Source organism: Leptolyngbya sp. CALU 1928 (assembly GCF_056784215.1).
In genome coordinates this window covers 20,577-42,612 of the sequence record NZ_JBXBCE010000003.1, presented here as the reverse complement: position 1 = coordinate 42,612, position 22,036 = coordinate 20,577, and the positions used below count along the sequence as shown (strand labels likewise).

Here is a 22,036-nt window from a genome sequence, read left to right as displayed (position 1 = left end):
ATGACGACTCGCAGCAAAAATATTTTCACCACGGTTCGTACCGAAGGAGCGATTCTTCCGGCGGATTTGTTGCAGCGAGTTGTGGATGGCGATAAAGCGCTAGCTGGGCTTTCACCGACTTCCTATCACTTATTGGAAGGGGAGAAGCTGAATGAGGCAATCAACCGTTCTTGGAGTCGGTTGCGGGGTGCTTGGGTTGGCTTCAAGACGGCTCTAGAGAAGTTGCCGCCGAATGATCCGGGGACAAGTGTCACGCGCGATCGCCTCCTCCTACCGTTGTTTCAAGAACTTGGCTACGGTCGGCTGACGGCTGCAAAAGCGATCGAGCTTGAGAGCCGGAGCTATCCGATTTCGCATGGTTGGCTGCATACGCCTATTCATCTGGTGGGTTGGCGAGTGGATCTGGATCGACGGACGGCAGGGGTGGCAGGTGCGGCGCGAAGTAGCCCCCATAGTTTGGTGCAGGAGTTGCTGAATCGATCGCAGGAGCATCTGTGGGCGATCGCCTCTAATGGACGGCAGGTGCGAATTTTGCGGGATAACGTCAGCTTGACGCGGCAGGCGTATGTGGAGTTTGACCTGGAAGCGATGATGGCAGGCGAGGTCTATGCCGACTTCGTGTTGTTGTGGTTGCTGTGTCACCAGTCCAGGGTAGAAACGGAGAAGCCAGAGCAGTGCTGGCTGGAGCAGTGGTCAAAGACAGCACAGGAGCAGGGAACCCGTGCGCTGGATCAGCTACGGCGAGGGGTGGAAGTGGCGATCGCCGCTCTTGGTCAGGGGTTTCTCTCCCATGCGGCAAACCGGGAACTGCGGCAAAAGCTTCAGTCGGGGCAACTCTCAACCCAGGACTACTATCGCCAACTGCTGCGGTTGGTCTATCGGTTACTGTTTCTGTTTGTGGTGGAAGACCGGGGCTTTTTGCTGGACCCGAAGGCAGATGTGGCAGCACGAGAACGCTATACGCTCTACTATTCAACCGCGCGACTCCGCACTCTGGCAGAGAAGCGACGGGGCACGCGCCATGCCGATCTGTTTTTTGGCTTGCGGCTGGTGATGCAGAAGTTAGGTAGCAGTGAGGGCTGTCGGTCGTTGGGGTTGCCTGCGTTGGGCAGTCTGTTATGGTCAGAGGCATTCGTGGCGGATACGGTGTCCTGCCAGATTGCCAATGCTGCTTTGCTGGAGGCAATCCGGGCACTGGCGTTTATCACCGATAAGCATGGTCGCCGTCCGGTGGATTACAAGAATTTGCGATCGGAGGAGTTGGGCAGTGTCTATGAGGCGTTGCTGGAACTACACCCGGAACTGAATGTCAGTGCGGGAACGTTTGCGCTGACGACGGCAGCAGGCAATGAGCGTAAGACGACGGGCAGCTATTACACCCCAGAGAGCCTGGTACAGTGTTTGTTGGATTCGGCGTTAGATCCAGTGGTGGATGAGGCAATTCAGCAGGCTGACCCAGAAGAAGCAATTCTCAACCTCAAGGTCTGTGACCCGGCGTGCGGTAGTGGGCACTTTTTGATTGCAGCGGCGCACCGGATGGCGAAACGGTTGGCTGCGATTCGTACAGGGGATGAGGAACCATCACCGGAGGCAACCCAGAAGGCATTGCGGGATGTCATTGGGCGGTGCATCTATGGGGTGGATGTAAACCCAATGGCGGTGGAATTGTGCAAGGTGGCGTTGTGGATGGAATCGCTGGAACCGGGCAAACCTCTGTCGTTTTTGGAGCATCACATCCAATGTGGCAATAGCCTGCTGGGGGCAACGCCTGCTCTGCTGCGAAAGGGGATTCCAGATGAGGCGTTTACGCCAATTGAAGGCGATGACAAGGCGTATTGCAGCAAGTACAAGAAGCTGAATAAGCAGGAGCGAACGCAGGGGCAATTGACGCTGCTGGATGAGCGCAATGAACCCTGGGAGCGGTTGGGCGACCTGGCAACGAGTTTGGTGAGCCTGAACCAGATTGCGGATGATGATATTGCTGGGGTAGAGCAGAAACAGACACAGTACGAGAAGTTTGTAAAGTCTACGCCCTATCTGTTTAGCCGCTTTTGGGCAGATGCCTGGTGTGCAGCATTTGTGTGGAAGAAACGGCAGTCAGAGGAGTTGCTGTATCCCATTACCGATGAAGTGTTTCGTCAAATTGAGCGGAATCCGTTTAATGCACCGGATTGGATGAAGCGGGAAGTCGAGCGATTGCGCGATCAGTACAAGTTTTTTCACTGGCATTTGGCATTTCCTGATGTCTTTAAGGTATCAAATGCTGCCCAGAATGAACAAACAGGTTGGAATGGAGGATTTAGCATAGTCCTAGGGAATCCACCTTGGGAAAGAATTAAACTTCAAGAAAAGGAGTGGTTTGCAACCCGTCGTCCAGATATTTCTAACGCCCCCAATGCTGCGGCTCGTCGGAAAATGATCGCAGCATTAGAGGTAGAAGATCCAGCTTTACTCAATGCATGGTTAGAGGATAGCCGTCAAGCTGAGGCTGAAAGCCATTTTGTTAAAAGTTCAAGGCGCTATCCGTTATGCGGACGTGGAGACATTAATACGTATACGCTATTCACAGAAACGATGTGGCTAGTTCTAAACCAGTTGGGATATCTTGGGACTGTCATTCCTTCAGGAATAGTTACTGATGAGTCAACCAAGATCTTCACTCAAGCATTGATCTATACTCAGTCACTTGTTAGCTTTTTTGATTTCACTAATAGAGGTTACTTATTTATTGGGACAGAAAGTACATTCTCTTTCTCATTGCTAACTCTATCAAGAAAAAATAGTCCTTCCTTCGTACTAGCTGCTCAACTTTGGAGTACTGAGGATTTACGCGAATCCGGACGTATTTATACTCTAACTAGAGACGAGATTTCCTGCATTAATCCTAATACACTAAATCTTCCTATTTTCAAATCCCAAAAAGATTCCATTCTTATCAAAGAAATTTATTCGAGAGTACCTATTCTTGTCCAAGATACGGTTTTAGAGGGAAATTCTTGGAATTTACTGCTTTCTTCAATGTTTCATATGGCAAATGACTCTCATTTATTCCAGACACAAAGTAAACTAAAATCCGAAAATTGGGCATCAACCAAGAACTCATTCATTAAATCTGATAAAACATATATTCCTTTATATGAATCAAAATTTGCTCAAATGTATAACCATCGAGCAGCTACTTTCGCTGGGATTCCTGAAAAAGAGATTTATGGCACGAGGGCTGGAACTGCGAAACCTACGTTAGAAGATTTGAATAATCCAGATTGGTTTTTCACACCCAGATATTGGATTTCTGAAGAAGAAGTTAATGCTAAAATTTCTGATTTTTGGAAGTATCAATGGCTGATAGGATTTCGCAATGCTATTAGTGCTGTAGCAGATGCGAGGAGTGTTACTTTCACAATTATCCCTAAACTCGGAGTAGGGCACTCTTTATCGCTGCTGTTTCCAAAATGTACAGCTAAGGAAGTTTGTTTACTTGTTGGAAACTTTAATGCCTTTATTCTGGATTATGTTGCGAAACAGAAGGCGAGTGGCGGAAATTTAAGCTTCTATGTCGTTAAGCAATTACCAATCTTGTCTCCAGATATATACGAGGGTATATCAGATTTTATATCTGATCACGTTCTCGAACTCACCTACACCGCCTGGGATCTCCAACCCTTCGCCCAAGACTGCGGCTACGATGGTGCCCCCTTCCGTTGGGATGAAAAACGCCGCTTCCTCCTGCGCTGTGAACTTGATGCCGCCTACTTCCACCTCTACAGCATCCAGCGCCACGACGTAGACTACATCATGGAAACCTTCCCCATTGTCAAACGCAAAGATGAAAAAGTCCACGGGCACTATCGCACCAAAGACAAAATTCTAGAAATCTACGATGCAATGGCTGAGGCAATGAAAGAGGGGCAATCCTATCAAACCCTACTTGATCCACCTCCCGCCGATCCGAGCGTTGCCCATCCCCTACGCTAGGATCAAGCTATTTCAAAACCTAGAGGACAAAACCATGCAAATTATCACTCAACTGGATGACGATGTCGCCGATAAACTAACTTACATTCAGCAACAAACAGGACAAGACACAGAAGCCGTCCTCAAAGTTGCGATCGAGCACTATTATCAGCAACTTCAGCCCCGGCAAAAGACTGCCCTAGATATCTTTCAAGACCTTGGACTGGTTGGATGTATCGACGCAGACCCCGACCTCTCCACAACCTATAAATCAGTGATCAGTCAATCGCTTAAACAAAAGTATGAACAAGGGCAACAATGATCATTGTCGATACAGGAGCATTCCTCGCACTCTTCAGCAAACGCGACACCTACCATGCGATCGCCCAACAAGCATTTCGGGATCTCTCAGAGCCTCTGATCACAACCTATCCAGTGATTACAGAAACATCCTATCTACTTGCCCAACTTGTAAATCACACCGTTCAGCGCAACTTTCTAAAAGCAATTTGTCAGAACGCATTTGAAGTCTTCCAGATCGAGCAGAATTATCTAGAACGGATGGTTGAATTGATGGAACGCTACGCAGATCTGCCAATGGATCTTGCAGATGCGTCCTTGGTGGTTCTTGCAGAGCATTTGGGACATGGGCGGCTCTTGACGGTCGATCGCAGAGACTTTAGCACTTACCGATGGGCAAACACCAATCCCCTCCAAAATCTGCTATTTGATCCATAGCCCACAAGAGAGGGGAATTAAACCTGCTGCCTTACTTGCAATCACAGGGATTCAAGAACAAGTCTCCTGGGAATACTAATTCCAGTACTTGATCTATGACATCCGCCTCTCTATTAGTAATTTATGGAACACTTCTTAAACAGACTTACCGAAGATTCATGGGTGGTTTTAGCTCCCCTACTTTCTGGGAGACTTCCAGGGCGTGTCGATCGGGTTGCGACAACTGGCAATCTTTACATTAAATCTTTGATACCTCTTTCCTGTAGAGATGGCTCCTCAGCACATATCTTCTTTGCTTTTCAGGAGAACGTGAAAGGCATACAGGGTCTTCTTCGTCCAGGAGACATTGTGACATTCCTGTGGAGTGAACCTGGACAAAGAAGACATATACGGGCTAGAAACGAGTATGGCGAACCTCAGGCTGTCGAAGTAGAAGCATCCAAAGACTCGGAAGTAAATCAGCTTGTCAAAGATTTTCAGGAACGTCTTAGTACTGAGTTGAGGCAGGAGCTAGAGAGATGGAAAATACAACTTCAGACGCAGCAGGACAAGCTTGATCAACTAATCGCAGAGCGAATCAAAGAGAAAATTGAGGAAATCAATAAACAGAAAATAGAACTACAAGAACAAACAGCAAGAGTTCAGCAACAAGAAGCTAGGCTGAAAGCTGAGTTTGAAGAACAAGAGGCGCAACTGTTAGCAGAATTAGAGCATAAACAACAATCTATTACTTTATGGGAGCAATCTGTTAAATCCTTTGCAGACTCGATAGAAGGGGCTAAGACCGAAATCAACCATCTTCGGCAGGCTATTGAACCCTATCGCCTCGCAGTACCCTTGAACGTTGAAGACCAACATCCTCAACTGTCTGAAGTTTCACCTTTGCCCCAAAACCTAGCCGAAAATTGGGATGCGATGCTGGAATCGGCAGGGCTTCTGCTTCCTCAAAACATTGCAACCAGCTATTTACTATCTCTGGTGAGTGCTTGTTATTCAGGCAGCATTGTTCTGCTCAATGGCCCTGTCGGAGTTGGCAAAACCAGCATCATCAAAAACTCAACCAAAATATTAGGCGGAATCAGTAAAGTCATTCCTGTCCGTCCTGCATGGCTTGACCCGTCTGACTTGCTTGGCTTCTTTGATCCGTTGAGCGAAACATTTCGCCCTTCTCCCTTCCTAACCGCACTCAAAGACGCTAAAACTCAGGTTGATCGCCTTTGCCTAGTCTGTCTTGATGAACTCAACCTTGCCAGAATTGAAAACTATGGTGCCGATCTACTCTCCTTTTTAGAATATTCTCGGTCAAGACAGAAGGAGCAATCTTTTAGCAGCGATGATGATCGACAAGGGTTGCTGCTCTACTCCCCCAGCATTGAAACCCAGCTATGGGAGGAAGCTAGATTTCTACACGAACTGAAGGATCGCACCCACGAGCAGACCCAAAGACTAAAGCATATACAAACGCTGCTCAACGATTATCCTTCAACATTCACCCTCTCCCCCAATCTGGTTTTACTGGGCACATTGAATTCTGATGAAACAACCTATGACCTGAGTCCTAAAGTTATCGATCGCTCCTACGTCATTACTTATCCGCCCGCTAATCTAACCAAGACAAGTGCAGCAGCCATCGGTTCAGCTACAACCGCAATTCTGTCGATAACAGCACTACAACAGGCGATCGCAGCAGCAGAGGAATTTAATCAAAAGTCCAACGAGTGGCAATTGATTTTGAGGTGGAATCAGCAGTATCTTTCTGTATTGGGGATTCCTCTAGGACATCGAGCTAGTAGAGAATACCAAGTGTTTCACACCGTTGCTACTATTTTGGGGCTATCCAGTCAAGATTGCTTGGGACATTTCGTTTTCACCAAATTACTTCCCAGAATCTCGTTCTTCAAAAACGATATAACAAGCGAACTTTTTAACCGATGGCTTCAGGAACTCGAACAAACCTACAAGCCCTATGATCCTGGAGATGTTCTACCCCAATTGTCCAAGCAAATGCAGGATAAGAGACGAGCAAATGTTCGCTACTGGACAAAAGCATGAGCTACCCAAGCATTCGCTTTGTTGACGTTAATGGTACGCCATTCCATCCAGATGAAGACGGCATTACGCACGTTCGGCAGTTCGGAGGTGCCTGGTATGTAGAACTCGATCGTGCTTGGCAAGGAGAGGTGGCACTCGATGGCACACCACCCGTATTACTCATTCAAATTCCTAATACGAATCGTTGGGAACTGCCGCCCGGAAGGGAAAGAATTGAAGTTATTCGGCGATCAGGCGAGGTTACTGCCGTTTTAATAGATGAAACTGGCAAGATTGCGCGAGATACGGCAGCAACCCTGCATATTTTCCCTGCCAATATTAGTGAGTGGCAAATCGAACGCATGATATCTGATATTGGAGTTCTGGCACTCTCTACCGCCTGCTGTGTGCGACGATCAGTTCCCGTACCAATGGGCGAAGGTTTTGGTACAGAAGGATTAGGACAACAGTGGCTTGCAGGGAATGGCATGATGGCAACTGCTACCGCACTGCTTGAATTAGCAGCCGTTGTACAAGACAACTGGTCAGCTATCCAGAAAAGACCGCTGAAGAGTTTCATCACTGAGATAGGTTCAGTAGAAATCGGGAAAGCCAACCTTTCACCACAGCTTCTAATCCAATCCAAGATGGAGCCTGGCAAACGAAGAGTCTTAGGAATGACTCGGATAGAATCAACCCAGTGTATGGAAAACGAATTTCTTTGCTACATTCTTGATGTTTACTTACGAGATTTAGCAACCGGACTTGCTTCTAGCCTTGAAGCGCTCAGCTTAATCAATATTGAGGATGATCTGATTCCTGCAAAGCCTCGTAGAAAGGATGAGGCGTTTCAAGAGTTCATCGAAGCATCTAAACAAAGAATTCAAACGTTTCGGCTGCAACAAGAGAAATTACGAAAGCAGATTAATGACAAGGTTTCACAACTCCAATCCTGTGTTCAATGGGCTGCACAAACGAGAAGCTCTGATTTTCTAGCAGACGTAAAGACTCCGGATGAGGCAGTTTTTACTTCACTTCGTCTAATAGCATCTCCAAGCTACGGTTCAATCTTTGAAAAGTATGCAAACTCTAAAGGAGGTATGCTTGAACCGATCCAAAAGGTTCTTTATCTTCTTGAGCATATTTATCGAGGGGAAATTCGATCCACTTGGGAGATTTATGAAATCTGGTGTGTCGTAAAACTGTATAGTGCCTTCATCCTATACGCGAATATGCAACCATTAGATGGAGAAACAACTTTATTTGAAAGCATCGAAATTGAACCTAATGGAACATTGAGGCTACCTAGAAATCAGGGCTATTTCATTCTAAATAGGTCTTTGAGCGTGTTCAGACTAAAACCAGCCAAACGTTGAGCTTGAGCCATGTTCAAGAATCCATTGTTGCGATACAAATTGAGTGCAAAATTACGTGCCAAAGCCCAACTTTGCACCAGTGGTGAGGTCCGAATGCGTGAAGCATCCTCCCCTTGCGTCACATCACGGACATAATGCACCTTGTTTTCCACTCCCCAGTAACCCCGAACGCGGTCGGCAAAGGCTTGTGCAGTATCGATAAAGGAAGCAACGTAGTAGCGGATTTCGGTGGAGACTTCGATGATGTTGGCACGATACCGTTGGCGTTGTGATTCGACTCGAATCAGGGTTTGCAAGCCTGGAAAAGCAAGAATGCCATCCAATTGATGCGTGATACAAACAGTGCGTTTTTCGATCCGACCGTGCCCTTTGTTAATCTGTTGGATACTCTGCTGGGGTTGGAAATGGGTTTCGACGGACTCCAGCAAACCGGATTGGTTGCCCTTGAGTGCCCCTAAGTAATCATTGCCACTGTCGATGATGGTCTGCGCCGTTTTTTTGGGTGCTGATGGCATCAAAGGCAAAGACAACTCCTTTGAGCGCCAGTTGTGCAATAAAGGCAGGCAATGCCGTGATTTCGTTGGTTTTCGAGTCCACCTCGTAGGGTTCAAGAATTAATCCCCGCTCAACGATGTAGGCACTGACCAACATGATGGCTGGGTGAGAGTCTACGCTGGGGGCATCACTGATGGCTTCATAGGAACCGCGCAGCACTTTACCATCAATGGCAATCGTTTCTCCAGGCAACGGTTGGATGCCGAAGAATCGCGCTAAACAAGCCGAATACTCTCGGTAATCGAGCCGCAAAAGTGCTCGTCGAATTGTGCTGTAAGAGGGTAGGCGGTCTTTAGGGGGGTGAAACAAGGCGACCAATTCATCGTGATACGCTCTCAGCCAATCCCCCATTGCCAGAAACCCTCGATTACCCGCAGCAACCGCAAGAGTGAACAAGGCAAGACAAAGGGCTTGCTGGTGACGTTGTCCTGCTGTGCGACGAGTATCACAAAGATCTGCAAAGGCTTCGACAATCGCAAGTTGAGACATCTGGTGTTAGGGGTTGAGAGATGACCTCACTACCATATCAACCACTCTCCTAGAATGAAATAACCCTGACCTAGAAATACTTCCTTCGTATTAAGAGGAAAGCTAAGCAATGAACAGTTTTACACAATTCACTTAATATACGAAGCTCAATTAACCACAGCAAATGGTCAATTAAGGACTCCAGACATCATTATTAAGTTCTCAATTAATGGAGGAACTAATAACTACTGTTTTGATGCTAAATATCGCAATTACGATCAACAAGGAGACGATCGCTTAATTGCGGATGTAATAGATATAGCAAGAGACAGATATTTAGAGGAGCTTTCTCTCGACTGTGCTTTCATTCTTCACACAGATTCTAAAAGAGATTATTGGGGAGAGGTTCCCTTTCACCGATTTGTACTGGAAGAATTTGATGTAGAGATGGATGAATTAGAGTATCCCGGTCACGAGTATGGAGCAATTGCTTTAGTGCCGGGGAACGATAACGATCTCCAAGTTAGACGAATCCTGAGGCTTTTGCTCCAATATCATGACAGCGAACTTTGCACAGCATGCCTACCTTGTGGACAACAGCTTGGATGGGGAAATGATGTTCACTCAAGCTGGAAACCCGATCGCATCTCGGAAGAAGAGTTAATTGAAAGAGTCGTCTACCGTGAAGGACGAGCTGGTAAGGGCACAGGACTATACTGTTCTTGCCCCGAATGTGGAAGTTTTTGGGTTATTCAAAGTTGCTATGGGGAACACCACCACCTCCTCAAATTCAAAGACTGCTTCCACCGTAATTCAGACCATCCAGAATTCAAAGATAAGTGGATGTACATTTGCCCTGATTGTGGCAGCGATCCATCTTTGGCTGACTTAAGAGAGACAGCCCAACAAGCAGCAACCAATCTTGATCTTTGAATTTTACGGCGTTTCTGGTGGCATTGGAGCAGCTATCTATGGAAAAACTTTAAAGGAAATGTCAAACCAAGCTGCGATCTCGTATTCAAAGTGAGTTAGAGGTTGTTTGAAAAGTCGGTTGGGTCGTAAAAAAGTTCACCCAGTGTACGCTGCGAATATACAACACACAACTCTGAGAGAGTGATATGAGTAAAGCGTACCCTAGCAACCTGACTCAAGACCAATTTGAATTGCTTAGTGATTTGATTCTAGAGACGAAAACCGATGGTCATCCATGAGCAGTGGAGATGTGGGAAATTCTCAACGCCATTTTCTATGTCTTGGTAGAGGGCGTTCGCTGACGTTCGTTACTAGGCGATTTTCCAACTTGACAAACAGTGTATACCTATTTTCGGCAATGGCGCAAAGGATATTGAGTTTGAGGTATCTGAGTTTCCTACTCGCTAAGGAAACCAATTGAATGGAAACTTATTAATCGATTTTTGTAAATGTTGAATTGATTTGTCAGTAATATCTACTCCCTACTCGCTAGGGAAACCAATTGAATGGAAATATGTGCCTAATTTAAGATCGCTACCTCCTGCATCAATTGCTTTGTTGGCAGCCAGCCATGTTGAATGTGCAGAGTATGATGAATTTCACCGATCATGGTTGCAGCAATAACCAATCCCCTCCTTTTTACACAGTCAAACCATTGGTTAAAGCCAGCAGGCGTTATCGAAGGTTCAGAAATTGTGAGATTCCAACCGTTGATCACCGCACTATACAAGTAACCAACTGGGTTCTTGATCTGTCGTCGTTGCTGCTGATTTTGAAGATAGGAGATCGCTGGCTGCACCCGTTCCGGAAACTGAGCGATCGCCTTTTTCAAGGCAGCAGGGAGTGACTGACCGATTGCTTGAGCCACGGCGTTAACGAGTTCTGGGAACTCTGGGGGTTGAACTGCAAAAATCTTCCCAGAACTAGCGTGGAAAAAGCGGTCTGCTTCAGAACTGCTGACTTCTACTGTAGAAGTTTGATCGCAAGTTGGTACTTTTAGACCCCTAGTGTCTTCAAGACTTTCATTGATGTCTGAAACAACCCCTGTTTGTTGTTCTGAAAAAGAAGTCTTTGAAGAAGTTTTTGTATTTGTCCTGTGATCAGGCGGCACATCAACTTGATCACTATTCACACATCGATCTGTGATCAGATCGCATCCGTCTGCAGCGAAGGTTGCCAACTGCTGGTAGTCAATCCGATAGAACATGACTCGCTTGTAGGAAGTAATCCAATGTTGAGCCGTTTGGATCAACCCCAGCTTTTTCAAATTGGCGATCGCTTTTCTCAATCCATATTCACTCATCCAGGGAAATTGTTCCTGCCAAGACTTGAGTGAGTTGTAGATCCACTTCACGCCAGCGATTGTCCAGCCAGTAGTTTGAGGGTTGAGTGCCCAGTAGTGCAGTTGTTGCAGGAATGCTGCCTCATCAAATCCGGTGCCTGCTCTGCCAAAAGTTTGTTTGAGTAGCCCTGCCAGTTGCGGCGGAATGGGAATTGAGTTGGTTTCGAGTGTTTTATCGTTCATCGGAGGCACCCCCTGTGTGAATTGTTGGATGGATTGGTCATTAAGGTCTGGTAACTCATGCGCTCAAGTCGTCTGCCTGTTCTCCGAATCAGTTGCTTGAGCTTGACTATTTCCGTTTCAATCTGCTGACGTTGCTGCTCTAATGCCTCAATTTGATTTCCCCGCGCGATCGCAGCTCGAACTTCACTCACGGCTCGGTGGGAAAGGTGTTTAGTTTTCACTTTGGGTTGACCCGATTTTTTGCGTTCTCCTGTGAGCCAGCGCAGTTGGTAGTAGGTGTATTGTTTTTCGTGCTTCGTTTTGATGTAGGGTTCAATCCAGCAGTTGCGTTGAATATCACCTTCTTTGGCAATAGCTTGGATGGAAAGACTCACGCGATCGCACTCACTCTGTAAGACCGTGAGGGAAGCAAAATATGCAATTAGCCAATCTAGTTCTGGGAACTCTTCAAGATCTAAAACGAGTGAGGTTCCCAGAACTGGAGGGGTGGCGACTGTAACGGCAAGGCACGGTTTGACCGTCTTATGGGTAAAAACTTGCATGAGAAATTGACCCACGACAGCGATGGGTTCTATGTGGAGGAGAGGCGCGATCGCATAAAACCGCCTGCCCTATGCGATCCGCGCTTATTGGGGATTGTTTAGAGGGTGATCAGAAGGGCAAAGCCGTATCGTGCAAGTCTTTAGAAACCAGCACGATCCACAAGCTATGGCGATAACTGAGGGCAACGGTGCCAAAGCCAAAGTGTTCTCGGTCTTGCTCCCAGTGTTGAATGGATTGCAGAGCAGAGTCGAGGCTAGGCATTTGACAGAAGGCGATCAGCGTGGAGCTATCTGGAGTAGAACAACAGCCTTCGGCGTAGCCTTTAAGGTAGTGAAGGTTACGATGGTTTATCCCATCTCGAAATCCAGCACTGAAAATTTGATCCGGTGCAAGGGGTGTACCTTGCCGGGTATGTCTTGGTATCATAGGTGGTAAGTCTTGTAAAAGACTCTATAAAGAACATTTAGAGGGCGATCTCTGTGTCCTGAGAAAACTGAGCGATCGCTCTCTTATTACTCCCTCTGCATTTTTCCAACCAGACTTGGGACTGGCTAAGGTTGCATTAATTCTTTTAGTTTTTGGGAATTAACAACAAAAGATTTTGCTGTTAATTCCTCTAGCAGTTTTGCTTTACTCATCACTAGAAAAACTGCCAAACATAGTATTTTGAGGCTTCTGTTTTGTCGGTTTGTACGAATGGATGGCATTCCAAGGCATAGCCATGACGGTTGGCACATTGGAAAACCTTACGCCCTTGAAGAGTTATCAAATTTTTCCTTCTTGTTCGGCTTGCTCAACAATCTGCTTAATTAGGCGCTCAAGAAAGTTACTAACGCTACGATCTTCCAGAGCAGCAAGCTTTTCCAGCTTCTGCTTTAGTTCTTCCTCTATATAAGTAGCTACTCTGGATTTATCTGTAGGCACGTCAAAAATCATCATACTTTTTCTCCATTGTCTACTGAAGACAGACTTTTGATTTAAGTAGATTACCTTTATCTACTTTATGCTACCATGCTTCGTAAGAACTGAGGTAAGAACCAACTCACTTCGCATTAAGTTCTTTCAGGAGATTACGAATATGACTGAATACCTTGATTTATCGGCAGTTGAGCCGATCTCAAACCCGATCGCCTTTTCGCTGGAACTCGATCTGCCACCCACTCAGGAAGCCTTGAGCGAAGTGGCGGAGACTTCCCCTGCCACTTCTCACGAAGGTAGTACGAATGCTCACCCTATCCTTTGGCGACCAGCCGAGCCGCAGTTCACGAAAGCGATCGCCCAGTATTACGGGGTGTCTCGCAAATCAGTTCAGCAATGGTTTCAAAAGGTCAAAGATGCCTGCCCGTGGTTTACTGAAACCGATTTGAAATTGCCTGACGAGCGGTATACCCCACTCTGCATCGAACTGATGGGTGGGTATCGAACCTCTGGGTTACCCTTTGAAGCCTGGAAAGCCCAGCTTTGGGAGCAAAACCCTGAGCTGGTCGCCGCCTGCCAAGCCTCTGCGTCTCAAAGTCAAGCTGCCGACCCTCCGGCAACCGCCGCAATTACCCTGCGAGAGTCTGACGTACCGCTCCCTGTGCAGGAGATTCAACCCCTGAATCTGACGGTGGTTGATTCCACCCAACGTCTTGCTGAAGCTATTACCCGCTTGAATAGCACTCTCCAGCAGTTTGTCAGCAACGATCAGACCCTGGAAGATGCCCTCAAACAGAATGCCACTCAAAAAGGCTCTCGGTTGGGAACCGAACTGGCGATCGCGGAAATGGGCAGCATGATGCAGGCAACCGACTCGGCACGGGTGGAGTTGGCAAAAAAGCTGGGCTTACTGTCTATCCCCGCCGATCCCCCCCAACAGCAAACTGCCTAATACCGGTCGCGATTGCTGCGTTGCTGCTGCTTACTTGCGCCCTTGCTTGGCGCGTTGTTTATTTGCCGCAAACCTCAAACGCCCCAAAACTGCCCACCTCAACGCTTTTTCCCTAGCAGAGTCATCAATTCGTCTCTAACCCTTCACTGAAATTACAACGGATGCATCTCATGACCACATCCACTCTTGAAGCTCCAATCGCTCTTGAAATCAACCTTTCAGAACCCTTATTCCGACGATTGCAACAAGTGCTTGATGCTGAACCAACCCAAAGTTTTGATGACCTAACCAATCAGGCTCTCACGGCTTATTTGCTGCAGCTTAACGCTTTAGATGGCAAGTAACGCTCATCCAACTGTCTACCTCCTGCTTTTAGCAATGGTGGTGTTCTCTCACTTTCTGGAGACAAATCATGACGTTCAATTCCCAATACGACCCCCAAGCCTGGATTAAGCATGTCATGCTTGATCCTCAGCATGGAGCCTTGTTCCCTTATCGAATGCTTGCTGGAGCATTTGGCATTGGTGTGGAGCAAGAACCCACTCTCAACCAGGCTTTAGGACGACTCACCCATGAGCAGCATTACATTGAGCAACTCGGTCGCACCTTCATCACCCTGGCAGGATTGTACGCGATCGCAGACTTGCTCGGAACTCCCCAAGGGCAGCTATTTAAGCAAGCCTTGATGTCCTGGAGCCAGGTGAATCAACCGTTTGGTGGATTTCTAGCTTCTCACGTTGCACTGATCCAAACTCCTCCAACCTCTTCCCCGGTAGAGGTTGTGCCGCACAGTTCCTTGGCTCATGCCATGCCTACCGGGCTGAGCGAATATTCTAGTCAACCTGGAATGCTACAGCCTCGTTTTCCCCAGACGAGCTTTCATGATGCTCATCAGGCAGATCGTCAGTCGTATCTGCCTTCTGGCGAGGCTTTGCCTAGATCACAAATGGCTCAAGAGCTGGCAAACGTTCTGCGCCCCGAAATTGAGCGTGCGGTTTATGCTGCCACTGCTACAACAAGGGTTCTTGAACCGACCAGTCCAAATGGTCAGCAGATTCTAGACGCATTGAAGTGGCAAAGAGAGTCTGATTTGCAACTGATTGAAGGAGTCACTAATGCTCAAAAGGTGGTTGCTGATACTTCTCAAAGCTCTGTCCAAGCGACGGGCAACGCGATCGCTCAAGTTCAAGTGGCAAATGCCGTAGTCAACGAAAGCCAGGGATGGCGGCAGAGCGCTGAACTCTGGCTTGATGGGGTAGACTTACCCACGCTGATTTTTGCGATGTGCTTGGGGATGCCCCTCGTTGCCTTCGCTGCTTGGATTATTGCCTCAACTGCGCTTACTATCTTTCGTCCCTCCTCCTCCCTGCCTCCAAGCAGGGCTAGTTCATCAGTGGTAGAAAAATGATAATGGGTGATGCTCTTTCACCCCTAGCTAGCCATGAGCCTGATTGATGCTCTCAAACAAGTACGAGACTATCGAACCCAACCCCAGTATCCATTGTGGGTGATTTTGTTGCTGGTACTGATGGCAACGATGAGCGGGTGTGTGGGGTATCGAGCGATCGCGTGCTTTGTGGAGCGCCATCAAACCCAATTGTTAGGGGTACTCGAAGTGCCCTATGAGCGGTTACCCTGCTACTCGACGATTCGCCGCGCTTTGGTGCGAGTGGACTTTGAGGCGTTAACCGAGGTTTTCAATCAATGGGCACAGGAAACGGTTGAGCTGGAAGAGCAAGCCGCTTGTGCCGTTGACGGCAAGAGCATCCGAGTCAGTCTGAGAGATTACGACCAGGCGTATCAAGATTTTGTCAGTGTGGTGTCGGTGGTCAGCACTCGACTGGGACTGGTCGTTGGGGTGCAATCCATGCACAACAAAACGAGTAGTGAAATTGTAACGGTACAAACCTTGTTGGAGCACCTTCAGTTGCAAGGGGTGTGTTTTAGTTTTGATGCCCTGCACGCCAAAAAAAAAACAGTTCAGCAAATTATAGCCAGTCAGAACCACTACTTAATTGCCATCAAAGGGAATCAACCCAAATTATTAGCCCAAATCCAGCAGCAGTTTGAACACTCGTCTCCCCTCAGTTGTCACGTGGACTCAGAGCGGACGCGCAATCGCTCAACCCAACGCCGTGTGTGTGTATTGGAGCCAAGTGCCACCATTGACCCAAGTTGGGTCGCTCTTAAACGAGTGATTCGGGTCGAACGCACCGGACTAAGAGCAGGCATACCCGTTTCACAGACGGTGTTTTATATCAGTTCGCTGGCAACCGATGCCGCCGAGTTTGCCCGTCGTATCCGGCAGCATTGGCACATTGAGAATCGCCTCCACTGGTGTAAAGATGTGGTCTTTCAAGAAGATACGACTCCACTGTGTGAGGGTCACGCTTTGATTAATATGGCAATTGTGCGAACCTTTGCCCTTAATCTCTTCCGGCAGCATGGGTTTGACTCTTTGACTCAGGCGATTCGACAGGTTGCTCATGATATCCCTCGCCTATTTTCCTTCTGCCAATGAATCAGCCCTGCTGCCTCCAAGGGGTCCGGTGGCTGCTTTAATTCACCCAACTTTTGATGTTACTCAAAGCGAGAATTTAATGCGATGAAAGAACCGAACTACTCTCAAAGACCCAGTAGCCATCGCCCCTCCATTACGCCATACCAAAAGCGACCTCAAATTCGGCACCTGACCGAGGTTGAGTTTCAAGTTGCTTTAGAGAAGGTCAAACGCGAACATCGAGGAGTGATGCTGGCGATCGCTCAAGGTGAACTGTCTCGTGACTACCATGTGCTCGACCAACGTCTAATTGAGGTTGGCATTGCTGAAGTGGGCGTTGAAATGACAAAACAAGACTTTTCAATGGTCGTCAACAAGCTTATCCAAAAGCGGTTTCAAGCGGCAATGGCATTTGACGATGCAGCAGCGGCTCCCTTTGAATGGGATCTCCATCGTCAAGGAATTGCTGCCAAGCTTGCAGCCATGCAGATGAAGGTGGATTCGACGGATCAAAAGAATCTGGACGACCAGGAAATCTTGAAACTGCGCGGGTTGATTTCGCAGTTTGCCAACTACTCCACTGGAGGGATTGGAGCAAAAGCCACCAAAGTTGAACGGGGCTTCGAGGGCAATGTCCGGCAGTTGTTTCAATAAGGGCTGCCGTTGTTCCCCATCTTGCCATTGCCTCGATGGATCTTCTCAACCTCTGCCTGGAAGCAGCTTTTTACGATTTGGAGTGCTAATGAACCGCTTAGCGATCGCCGTTGCCACCTTCTTCTTGCTAAACCGCAGCACGACGCTGGTGCAGTGGATTTTGGAATCACAACTCCCACTGCCCAACCTGGCAATTTTCCTGGTTACTGTGCTGGGTGGGCTGATGCTTTTCTATTCCACGGTGCTTCAGGGAAGCCGATTTTGGAGAGACTATCAAACCTCCCTCAACCTCTATGCTCCAGCAGGTTTAGCAGGGTTTGCCCTCAGCCTCTGGCAATTCATGCTTCCTGGCTAACCTGTCTTTCTTTTCAACGCAAGCCAACGCGAGGTTCATATGGTTGATCAGATTTATGGTGGCGCTACCCCCGAATTCTCGATGACTACTGAGAACACCCGGTATGAAGGTGCGTCTGCTGTGATCGCTCCGTCAGAACCCGATGCCGGCTACCTCAAACGAACCGCGCATGGGTTAACGGCACTGGCGATCGCTGCTGTTTTTACCTTTGTGATTCCATCTAACCCAAACACCCGTTGGTTCTGGAATCTGTTGCAATGGGGCGGCTTAACGTCCGCGTTTGCCGCCGTTGCTCTATACGGCAAAATTGAAGCAGAAGAAGAAAAATGGCAAAACAGCCTAGAGATGCAGGTTCAAGAGGCTATTACTACTACAGCAACTCGCTTAAAGCAGCAATACGAAAGTCACCTTTATCAGCTGCAACTTCAGCATCAAGATGATCGGCAAACAATTCATCAGCAGTATCTTGCCGCCGCTCAAGCACAAGTAGATCAGTTGACCTATCGTCACCAGCAACAGCTTGGGCAATTCCGTACCCAGATGGAGCACTCGCAAGGGGATGCAACCCTGTGGCAACATCAAGTAGAGGCTCTAAACCTGGAGTTGACCCAGGTACAATCCGCCGCATTGGAGCAACTGAACCAGGAGCGAGACACCATTGCCCTCAAAGAAATGCAGTTCCAGCGCCAGCAGGAGCAATTAGAACTTGAGCGACAGCAACTTCAAGCAGAGCACCAGCAACTGGACCATTGGCTAGCGGAACAAAGACAGTCCTTAACCCAGCAAAAAGAGGCTCTAGAGTCACGAGAAGTGACTTTAGAAACCAGTCTTGCCCAGCAATATCAAGAGCATCTCCAGGAGCTTCAAACGCGGGAACAGGCATTACGCGATCGCGAACTGGCTTTTGATGCCCAACTAGAGCAGCGGGTGCTGGCAGAAGAGACAAGGCTCAAAGAGCTTGAAGCCCAGACGATGGAAAACTTTGAGCGATTGTGGTCAGAGCGCGAACAGCTTTACTCCGCCCTGGCAAACAAGGCAATGACCGAGGCGTACAGGCTCAAGCAGCCTGATAAAACGCCCGGTGCCACCCACGAAGAATTGCTGGCAGATAAAGTGATTGATCTGCTCTACAGGCATGGCATTATTGCCAAGCGCCCCGTGGTAGAACCAAAACCCCACAATCAGTTTGAACTGACCTTCACCATCCTCCCCCTTGATCCGGTGCTTAACCAGAACCGGGGTGACGATGAACCGGAATACATCACCAATCTAGTCGATGCCTTTAAGCTGATTCAAACCAAGCTGCTCGATGGCATCAAGAATGTCGTCAACGGCTGTGCCTCCAAGCCTCAAGCAGAAATGGTCTATGGCGGCATTCAGCTTGCGATCGATATTTCTGGAATTGATTGGGAAGCTCAAGCCCAAGAGCGTAAACGGGCGAAAGAACCGCAAGTCCTTGAAGCGGAACCCGATTGGCTGCTGGTGGTCGCAGAAATAGGCAATCACTTTCGGATTACTGGACCGACTGACTCTGGTAAATCTGCCCTGGCAGATAACCTGGTTGGGTCGCTGCAAGCTGTGTTTGGCACGTTAAGCGTGACGCTAGCTGACCCGAAATATCCCTTTACCGAATGGACGACCTTTCAACCGAACTTCAAGGGAGCCGAGGAGTGCTTAGTCGGGGTAGGCAAGTTGGAGCGATTAGTAGATTCCCGCTTTATTCAAGCGCGGTTAGATAAAGACGCAGGGAGAGCCATTCGCGAGTTTCCAGCAGAACTCTTTGCCCTTGATGAAGCCGAAATCTTGATGGATGAAGCTCGATTGCGAGATGACAGTGATCCCCCTGGACGCGGGCAACTCTCGATGCAACGAAACCTGGCGCGGATGTTGCGGAAAGGCTTGAAACTGGGGCGTGGGCTGACCAAGAAGAAAGGCAAGGGATTGAAGGTGTTATACGTTGCACAATCCCCATTGTGTAGCCGTTTAGGACTCAACCGAGATGATTTTGATCAATCCGTCAACATCTTCATCGGCGAGAACATTCCTCGCGCTTTGGATGAGGAATTGAAAGGCAAAGTTAGCTCCACTGATAAAGAGTTTTGGTTGGCTCAATATCACCTGCGGGTTGCACGCGGCGATTCATACTTTTGTTTGGTTAAAATGCCTGGAAAACGTCCCTTTATTGCTTCCATGCCTACTCCTGGCACCTATGCCGTCAATGGCGTTACTACCTCCCATTTATCAAAACCAGAACCTGTAAATGGAACTATCAGAGATGAAGACTTAGATACGATTAATCTGGATGACCAGACTCATGTTGAGACAACCTTTGATTCGTCTCATCCCTCTGCTGACTCTGAGGTTGATCAGGTTGAGGACTCCCCCAAGGGTGAGTTTGATTTAAAGCTCCCTTACCTGAACAACCTTCCTCCTGAACAAGTGGCACAGTTACTTCAAGGATTGGGCTTTAACCAGGGTGAAGATAGCTCTCAAGATGACCTAAAAGCTTCCTCAGAGAACAGTTTGGGGCAGGTTGATCAAGGTTTTAGTGAGGATCAAGACTGGCAACCTGATGAGGTTGACAGATCTTCCTCGGATATCCCCCCACCAGAAGCAGGTTTTGACCAGGTTGACCAGGTTGGGGAGGTTGAGAGGCTTGGGGAGGATGGTCAGGTTTTGCCGCCATTTAACCCTCAAAATGCAGATCTCACTGCCGCTGCAAACCTTGATCAATCCTCTCCTTCTTTCCCTCCAACTTCTACGAGTGATGTCGCACGTGAGACCGATAGTTTGTATGTTTTGCCCTGGTCTTCTACGGCAAAACCAGCCAGGTTATTCGAGAGCGCTCAAGAGCGAATCACTCAACTCATTGGGCAAGGGTACACAAAGCCGTTTGAGATTTGCACGGCAATTTGGGGAAACGCTATTAACCCACACTCCAAGCCTTACAACGGCAAAGGAGGAGTCAAGAATTTAGTCGAGAAACTGATTAAAGACATGAATCAGTAAGTTTTAGCTAAAGCGTTTTGAACAACTTTAGTATTCATTTCTCAGTGGACATTCTTTCTCCTAACAAGGAGGTCAATGATGACGAACAGCACTTCATCAGCACGAGGAAAGCAGTTATTCAACTCGCTACTGACCCTGGCAGGTCTTGTGGTAGTAGGTGTGGCTGGAGTTGCGTTTTATGCCAATACAAAAGAGTCCAGAGGTGCTTATGGGTCTGGTCATCTACCTTTGACTAATCATCCAACACAAGGAGAAATAAGTCCGCAGATAACCATCCCTAATTCTGAACTGACTCCTTATGTGCCCAAAGCCAATCCATCCCTAAGTGCATCTGGTAACCCCAGTAGTCGATGGAAAGATTCTTATCGAACCTATCCGATTCCTGCCTATTGTAATGGATCACCTAGCAGCGGGGCGAACTTCAGGCAGTATCCGACGCTAGATTCCAGTGCAATTTTGGGTGCTGTTGAGTCTGGACAAACGATTTGGCTGACCGGGCAAAGAATCAAAAGTGATGGGGTCGTGTGGTATGAATCGATTAACCCGATGCCGCTGGCTCCAACAACCGATTCAACGGCTCAAAACAAGTTGGATGCTTATCAAGTTGGCTGGATTGCAGATTGCTTCCTTTAACAAGTTGTTAATCGCCAACCCCTGTAGCTCTTAAAATCTGCCGAAATTAAGAAGTTGCACCAAAATAGAGAAGGGTTTGTAGTGGTTTAGTCAATAATCTGTCGCTGTGTCTGCCAAAGATGCTTTTCACGGGATTGTTATTACTGCCCTCCAGAAAGATGGGTGGCTCATCACTCATGACCCCTATCCTCTTCAAGCAGGTAGCTTTGACTTAGCGATCGACCTGGGTGCCGAGAAAGTCGTTGCCGCTCAGCGAGGAGAGCGAAAAATTGCAGTTGAAATCAAAAGCTTTTTAGGACCATCAAAGATTTCACAATTCTATGGTGCGCTTGGACAGTTCATCGCCTATCGTGCGGCTCTACAAATTCAGGAACCAGAACGAATGTTATATTTGGCAGTACCCAGTAGCATTTACGAACTATTTTTCGCAACGTCTTTCATCCAAGACCTTGTTGGGCAAAATCAGCTTAATCTTTTAAGCTACGATCTTGAGCGGGAGGTCATTGAACGTTGGCAACCGGAACTATGCTAGACACTTACCGCCAGTCCATTCGGCAATTGCTGACTCAACATGCCGAGTCAGTTTGGGATGAGCGCATTCACGCCGAAACTCTGTTTGATACTGAACGAGATCGTTACCAATTGGTCTATGTGGGTTGGCGCGGATCAAAGCGGGTCTATGGTGTGGTTCTGCACCTTGATGTTATTGATGGCAAGATTTGGATTCAACAGGATGGTACAGAAGTTGGCATTGCGAACAAGTTAGTTGAGTTAGGCGTGCCAAAGCACGATATTGTTTTGGGCTTTGATCCACCGATGATGCGTCACTACACCGAGTTTTCTGTTGGATGAC

20 protein-coding genes and 1 pseudogene are annotated in these 22,036 nt (G+C 47.8%); 16 read left to right on the top strand and 5 right to left on the bottom strand.

Annotated features, from left to right (window positions below):
* The 5 genes from AC1S5B_RS18405 (at position 1) to AC1S5B_RS18385 (ending at position 8,099) form a co-directional block, all read left to right on the top strand.
* Complete coding sequence (locus AC1S5B_RS18405) at positions 1-3,975, top strand: Eco57I restriction-modification methylase domain-containing protein (protein WP_482037158.1); 3,975 nt, start codon at positions 1-3, stop codon at positions 3,973-3,975.
* Between the two features lie 34 nt (positions 3,976-4,009).
* The gene (locus tag AC1S5B_RS18400) at positions 4,010-4,276 is read left to right on the top strand and encodes a hypothetical protein (protein WP_482037157.1); all 267 of its coding nucleotides are present in this window, start codon (positions 4,010-4,012) and stop codon (positions 4,274-4,276) included.
* The gene (locus AC1S5B_RS18395) at positions 4,273-4,692 is read left to right on the top strand and encodes a type II toxin-antitoxin system VapC family toxin (protein ID WP_482037156.1); all 420 of its coding nucleotides are present in this window, start codon (positions 4,273-4,275) and stop codon (positions 4,690-4,692) included. The genes AC1S5B_RS18400 and AC1S5B_RS18395 overlap by 4 nt, the downstream gene beginning before the upstream one ends.
* A gap of 348 nt (positions 4,693-5,040) precedes the next feature.
* Positions 5,041-6,744, top strand: a complete 1,704-nt coding sequence (locus tag AC1S5B_RS18390) for an AAA family ATPase (protein WP_482037155.1) — start codon at positions 5,041-5,043, stop codon at positions 6,742-6,744.
* Positions 6,741-8,099, top strand: a complete 1,359-nt coding sequence (locus tag AC1S5B_RS18385) for a hypothetical protein (protein ID WP_482037154.1) — start codon at positions 6,741-6,743, stop codon at positions 8,097-8,099. Before AC1S5B_RS18390 ends, AC1S5B_RS18385 begins: the two co-directional genes overlap by 4 nt.
* On the opposite strand, the pseudogene AC1S5B_RS18380 reads toward AC1S5B_RS18385, so the two are convergent.
* A pseudogene (locus tag AC1S5B_RS18380) lies at positions 8,042-9,143 on the bottom strand (ISAs1 family transposase). The gene AC1S5B_RS18385 and the pseudogene AC1S5B_RS18380 overlap by 58 nt on opposite strands.
* 426 nt (positions 9,144-9,569) lie before the next feature.
* On the opposite strand from AC1S5B_RS18380, the gene AC1S5B_RS18375 reads away from it, so the two are divergent.
* Entirely contained in the window at positions 9,570-10,055 is a 486-nt protein-coding gene (locus AC1S5B_RS18375) for a hypothetical protein (protein ID WP_482037153.1), read from the top strand.
* Positions 10,056-10,614: 559 nt separating this feature from the next.
* Here AC1S5B_RS18375 and AC1S5B_RS18370 read toward each other — a convergent pair.
* The 4 genes from AC1S5B_RS18370 to AC1S5B_RS18355 form a co-directional block, all read right to left on the bottom strand.
* The gene (locus AC1S5B_RS18370) at positions 10,615-11,619 is read right to left on the bottom strand and encodes a hypothetical protein (protein WP_482037152.1); all 1,005 of its coding nucleotides are present in this window, start codon (positions 11,617-11,619) and stop codon (positions 10,615-10,617) included.
* Entirely contained in the window at positions 11,616-12,176 is a 561-nt protein-coding gene (locus tag AC1S5B_RS18365) for a hypothetical protein (RefSeq protein WP_482037151.1), read from the bottom strand. Before AC1S5B_RS18365 ends, AC1S5B_RS18370 begins: the two co-directional genes overlap by 4 nt.
* A 94-nt stretch (positions 12,177-12,270) precedes the next feature.
* Entirely contained in the window at positions 12,271-12,588 is a 318-nt protein-coding gene (locus AC1S5B_RS18360) for a hypothetical protein (RefSeq protein WP_482037150.1), read from the bottom strand.
* A 339-nt stretch (positions 12,589-12,927) separates the two neighbouring features.
* Entirely contained in the window at positions 12,928-13,101 is a 174-nt protein-coding gene (locus tag AC1S5B_RS18355; protein WP_482037149.1) for a ribbon-helix-helix protein, CopG family, read from the bottom strand.
* A 139-nt stretch (positions 13,102-13,240) separates the two neighbouring features.
* Here AC1S5B_RS18355 and AC1S5B_RS18350 point away from each other — a divergent pair, with 139 nt between their 5' ends.
* The 10 genes from AC1S5B_RS18350 (at position 13,241) to AC1S5B_RS18305 (ending at position 22,035) form a co-directional block, all read left to right on the top strand.
* On the top strand, positions 13,241-14,032 hold the full coding sequence (locus AC1S5B_RS18350; RefSeq protein WP_482037148.1) for a hypothetical protein: 792 nt from the start codon (positions 13,241-13,243) through the stop codon (positions 14,030-14,032).
* A 170-nt stretch (positions 14,033-14,202) separates the two neighbouring features.
* The gene (locus tag AC1S5B_RS18345; protein ID WP_482037147.1) at positions 14,203-14,376 is read left to right on the top strand and encodes a hypothetical protein; all 174 of its coding nucleotides are present in this window, start codon (positions 14,203-14,205) and stop codon (positions 14,374-14,376) included.
* Positions 14,377-14,444: 68 nt separating this feature from the next.
* Positions 14,445-15,440 (top strand): hypothetical protein, encoded by a 996-nt coding sequence (locus AC1S5B_RS18340; RefSeq protein ID WP_482037146.1) that lies wholly within the window; start codon positions 14,445-14,447, stop codon positions 15,438-15,440.
* 33 nt (positions 15,441-15,473) lie between these two features.
* Positions 15,474-16,553 (top strand): ISAs1 family transposase, encoded by a 1,080-nt coding sequence (locus tag AC1S5B_RS18335; RefSeq protein WP_482033858.1) that lies wholly within the window; start codon positions 15,474-15,476, stop codon positions 16,551-16,553.
* A gap of 84 nt (positions 16,554-16,637) precedes the next feature.
* On the top strand, positions 16,638-17,186 hold the full coding sequence (locus AC1S5B_RS18330) for a DUF2252 family protein (RefSeq protein ID WP_482037145.1): 549 nt from the start codon (positions 16,638-16,640) through the stop codon (positions 17,184-17,186).
* A gap of 88 nt (positions 17,187-17,274) precedes the next feature.
* On the top strand, positions 17,275-17,541 hold the full coding sequence (locus AC1S5B_RS18325) for a hypothetical protein (protein WP_482037144.1): 267 nt from the start codon (positions 17,275-17,277) through the stop codon (positions 17,539-17,541).
* A 39-nt stretch (positions 17,542-17,580) separates the two neighbouring features.
* The gene (locus tag AC1S5B_RS18320) at positions 17,581-20,550 is read left to right on the top strand and encodes a hypothetical protein (protein ID WP_482037143.1); all 2,970 of its coding nucleotides are present in this window, start codon (positions 17,581-17,583) and stop codon (positions 20,548-20,550) included.
* 75 nt (positions 20,551-20,625) lie between these two features.
* Complete coding sequence (locus tag AC1S5B_RS18315; protein WP_482037142.1) at positions 20,626-21,183, top strand: hypothetical protein; 558 nt, start codon at positions 20,626-20,628, stop codon at positions 21,181-21,183.
* A 106-nt stretch (positions 21,184-21,289) separates the two neighbouring features.
* Positions 21,290-21,715: an element excision factor XisH family protein gene (locus AC1S5B_RS18310; RefSeq protein WP_482037141.1), complete on the top strand. Its 426-nt coding sequence runs from the start codon at positions 21,290-21,292 to the stop codon at positions 21,713-21,715.
* Positions 21,709-22,035: an element excision factor XisI family protein gene (locus tag AC1S5B_RS18305; RefSeq protein ID WP_482037140.1), complete on the top strand. Its 327-nt coding sequence runs from the start codon at positions 21,709-21,711 to the stop codon at positions 22,033-22,035. The genes AC1S5B_RS18310 and AC1S5B_RS18305 overlap by 7 nt, the downstream gene beginning before the upstream one ends.
* Position 22,036 lies beyond the last annotated feature (1 nt).

Coding starts and splice junctions, on each gene's coding strand:
- AC1S5B_RS18320 (WP_482037143.1), top strand. CDS start 17,581: ATGGTTGATCAGATTTATGGTGGCGCTACCCCCGAATTCTCGATGACT.
- AC1S5B_RS18405 (WP_482037158.1), top strand. CDS start 1: ATGACGACTCGCAGCAAAAATATTTTCACCACGGTTCGTACCGAAGGA.
- AC1S5B_RS18400 (WP_482037157.1), top strand. CDS start 4,010: ATGCAAATTATCACTCAACTGGATGACGATGTCGCCGATAAACTAACT.
- AC1S5B_RS18325 (WP_482037144.1), top strand. CDS start 17,275: ATGAACCGCTTAGCGATCGCCGTTGCCACCTTCTTCTTGCTAAACCGC.
- AC1S5B_RS18330 (WP_482037145.1), top strand. CDS start 16,638: ATGAAAGAACCGAACTACTCTCAAAGACCCAGTAGCCATCGCCCCTCC.
- AC1S5B_RS18335 (WP_482033858.1), top strand. CDS start 15,474: ATGAGCCTGATTGATGCTCTCAAACAAGTACGAGACTATCGAACCCAA.
- AC1S5B_RS18350 (WP_482037148.1), top strand. CDS start 13,241: ATGACTGAATACCTTGATTTATCGGCAGTTGAGCCGATCTCAAACCCG.
- AC1S5B_RS18315 (WP_482037142.1), top strand. CDS start 20,626: ATGATGACGAACAGCACTTCATCAGCACGAGGAAAGCAGTTATTCAAC.
- AC1S5B_RS18375 (WP_482037153.1), top strand. CDS start 9,570: ATGGATGAATTAGAGTATCCCGGTCACGAGTATGGAGCAATTGCTTTA.
- AC1S5B_RS18385 (WP_482037154.1), top strand. CDS start 6,741: ATGAGCTACCCAAGCATTCGCTTTGTTGACGTTAATGGTACGCCATTC.
- AC1S5B_RS18305 (WP_482037140.1), top strand. CDS start 21,709: ATGCTAGACACTTACCGCCAGTCCATTCGGCAATTGCTGACTCAACAT.
- AC1S5B_RS18360 (WP_482037150.1), bottom strand. CDS start 12,588: ATGATACCAAGACATACCCGGCAAGGTACACCCCTTGCACCGGATCAA.
- AC1S5B_RS18370 (WP_482037152.1), bottom strand. CDS start 11,619: ATGAACGATAAAACACTCGAAACCAACTCAATTCCCATTCCGCCGCAA.
- AC1S5B_RS18355 (WP_482037149.1), bottom strand. CDS start 13,101: ATGATGATTTTTGACGTGCCTACAGATAAATCCAGAGTAGCTACTTAT.
- AC1S5B_RS18345 (WP_482037147.1), top strand. CDS start 14,203: ATGACCACATCCACTCTTGAAGCTCCAATCGCTCTTGAAATCAACCTT.
- AC1S5B_RS18340 (WP_482037146.1), top strand. CDS start 14,445: ATGACGTTCAATTCCCAATACGACCCCCAAGCCTGGATTAAGCATGTC.
- AC1S5B_RS18395 (WP_482037156.1), top strand. CDS start 4,273: ATGATCATTGTCGATACAGGAGCATTCCTCGCACTCTTCAGCAAACGC.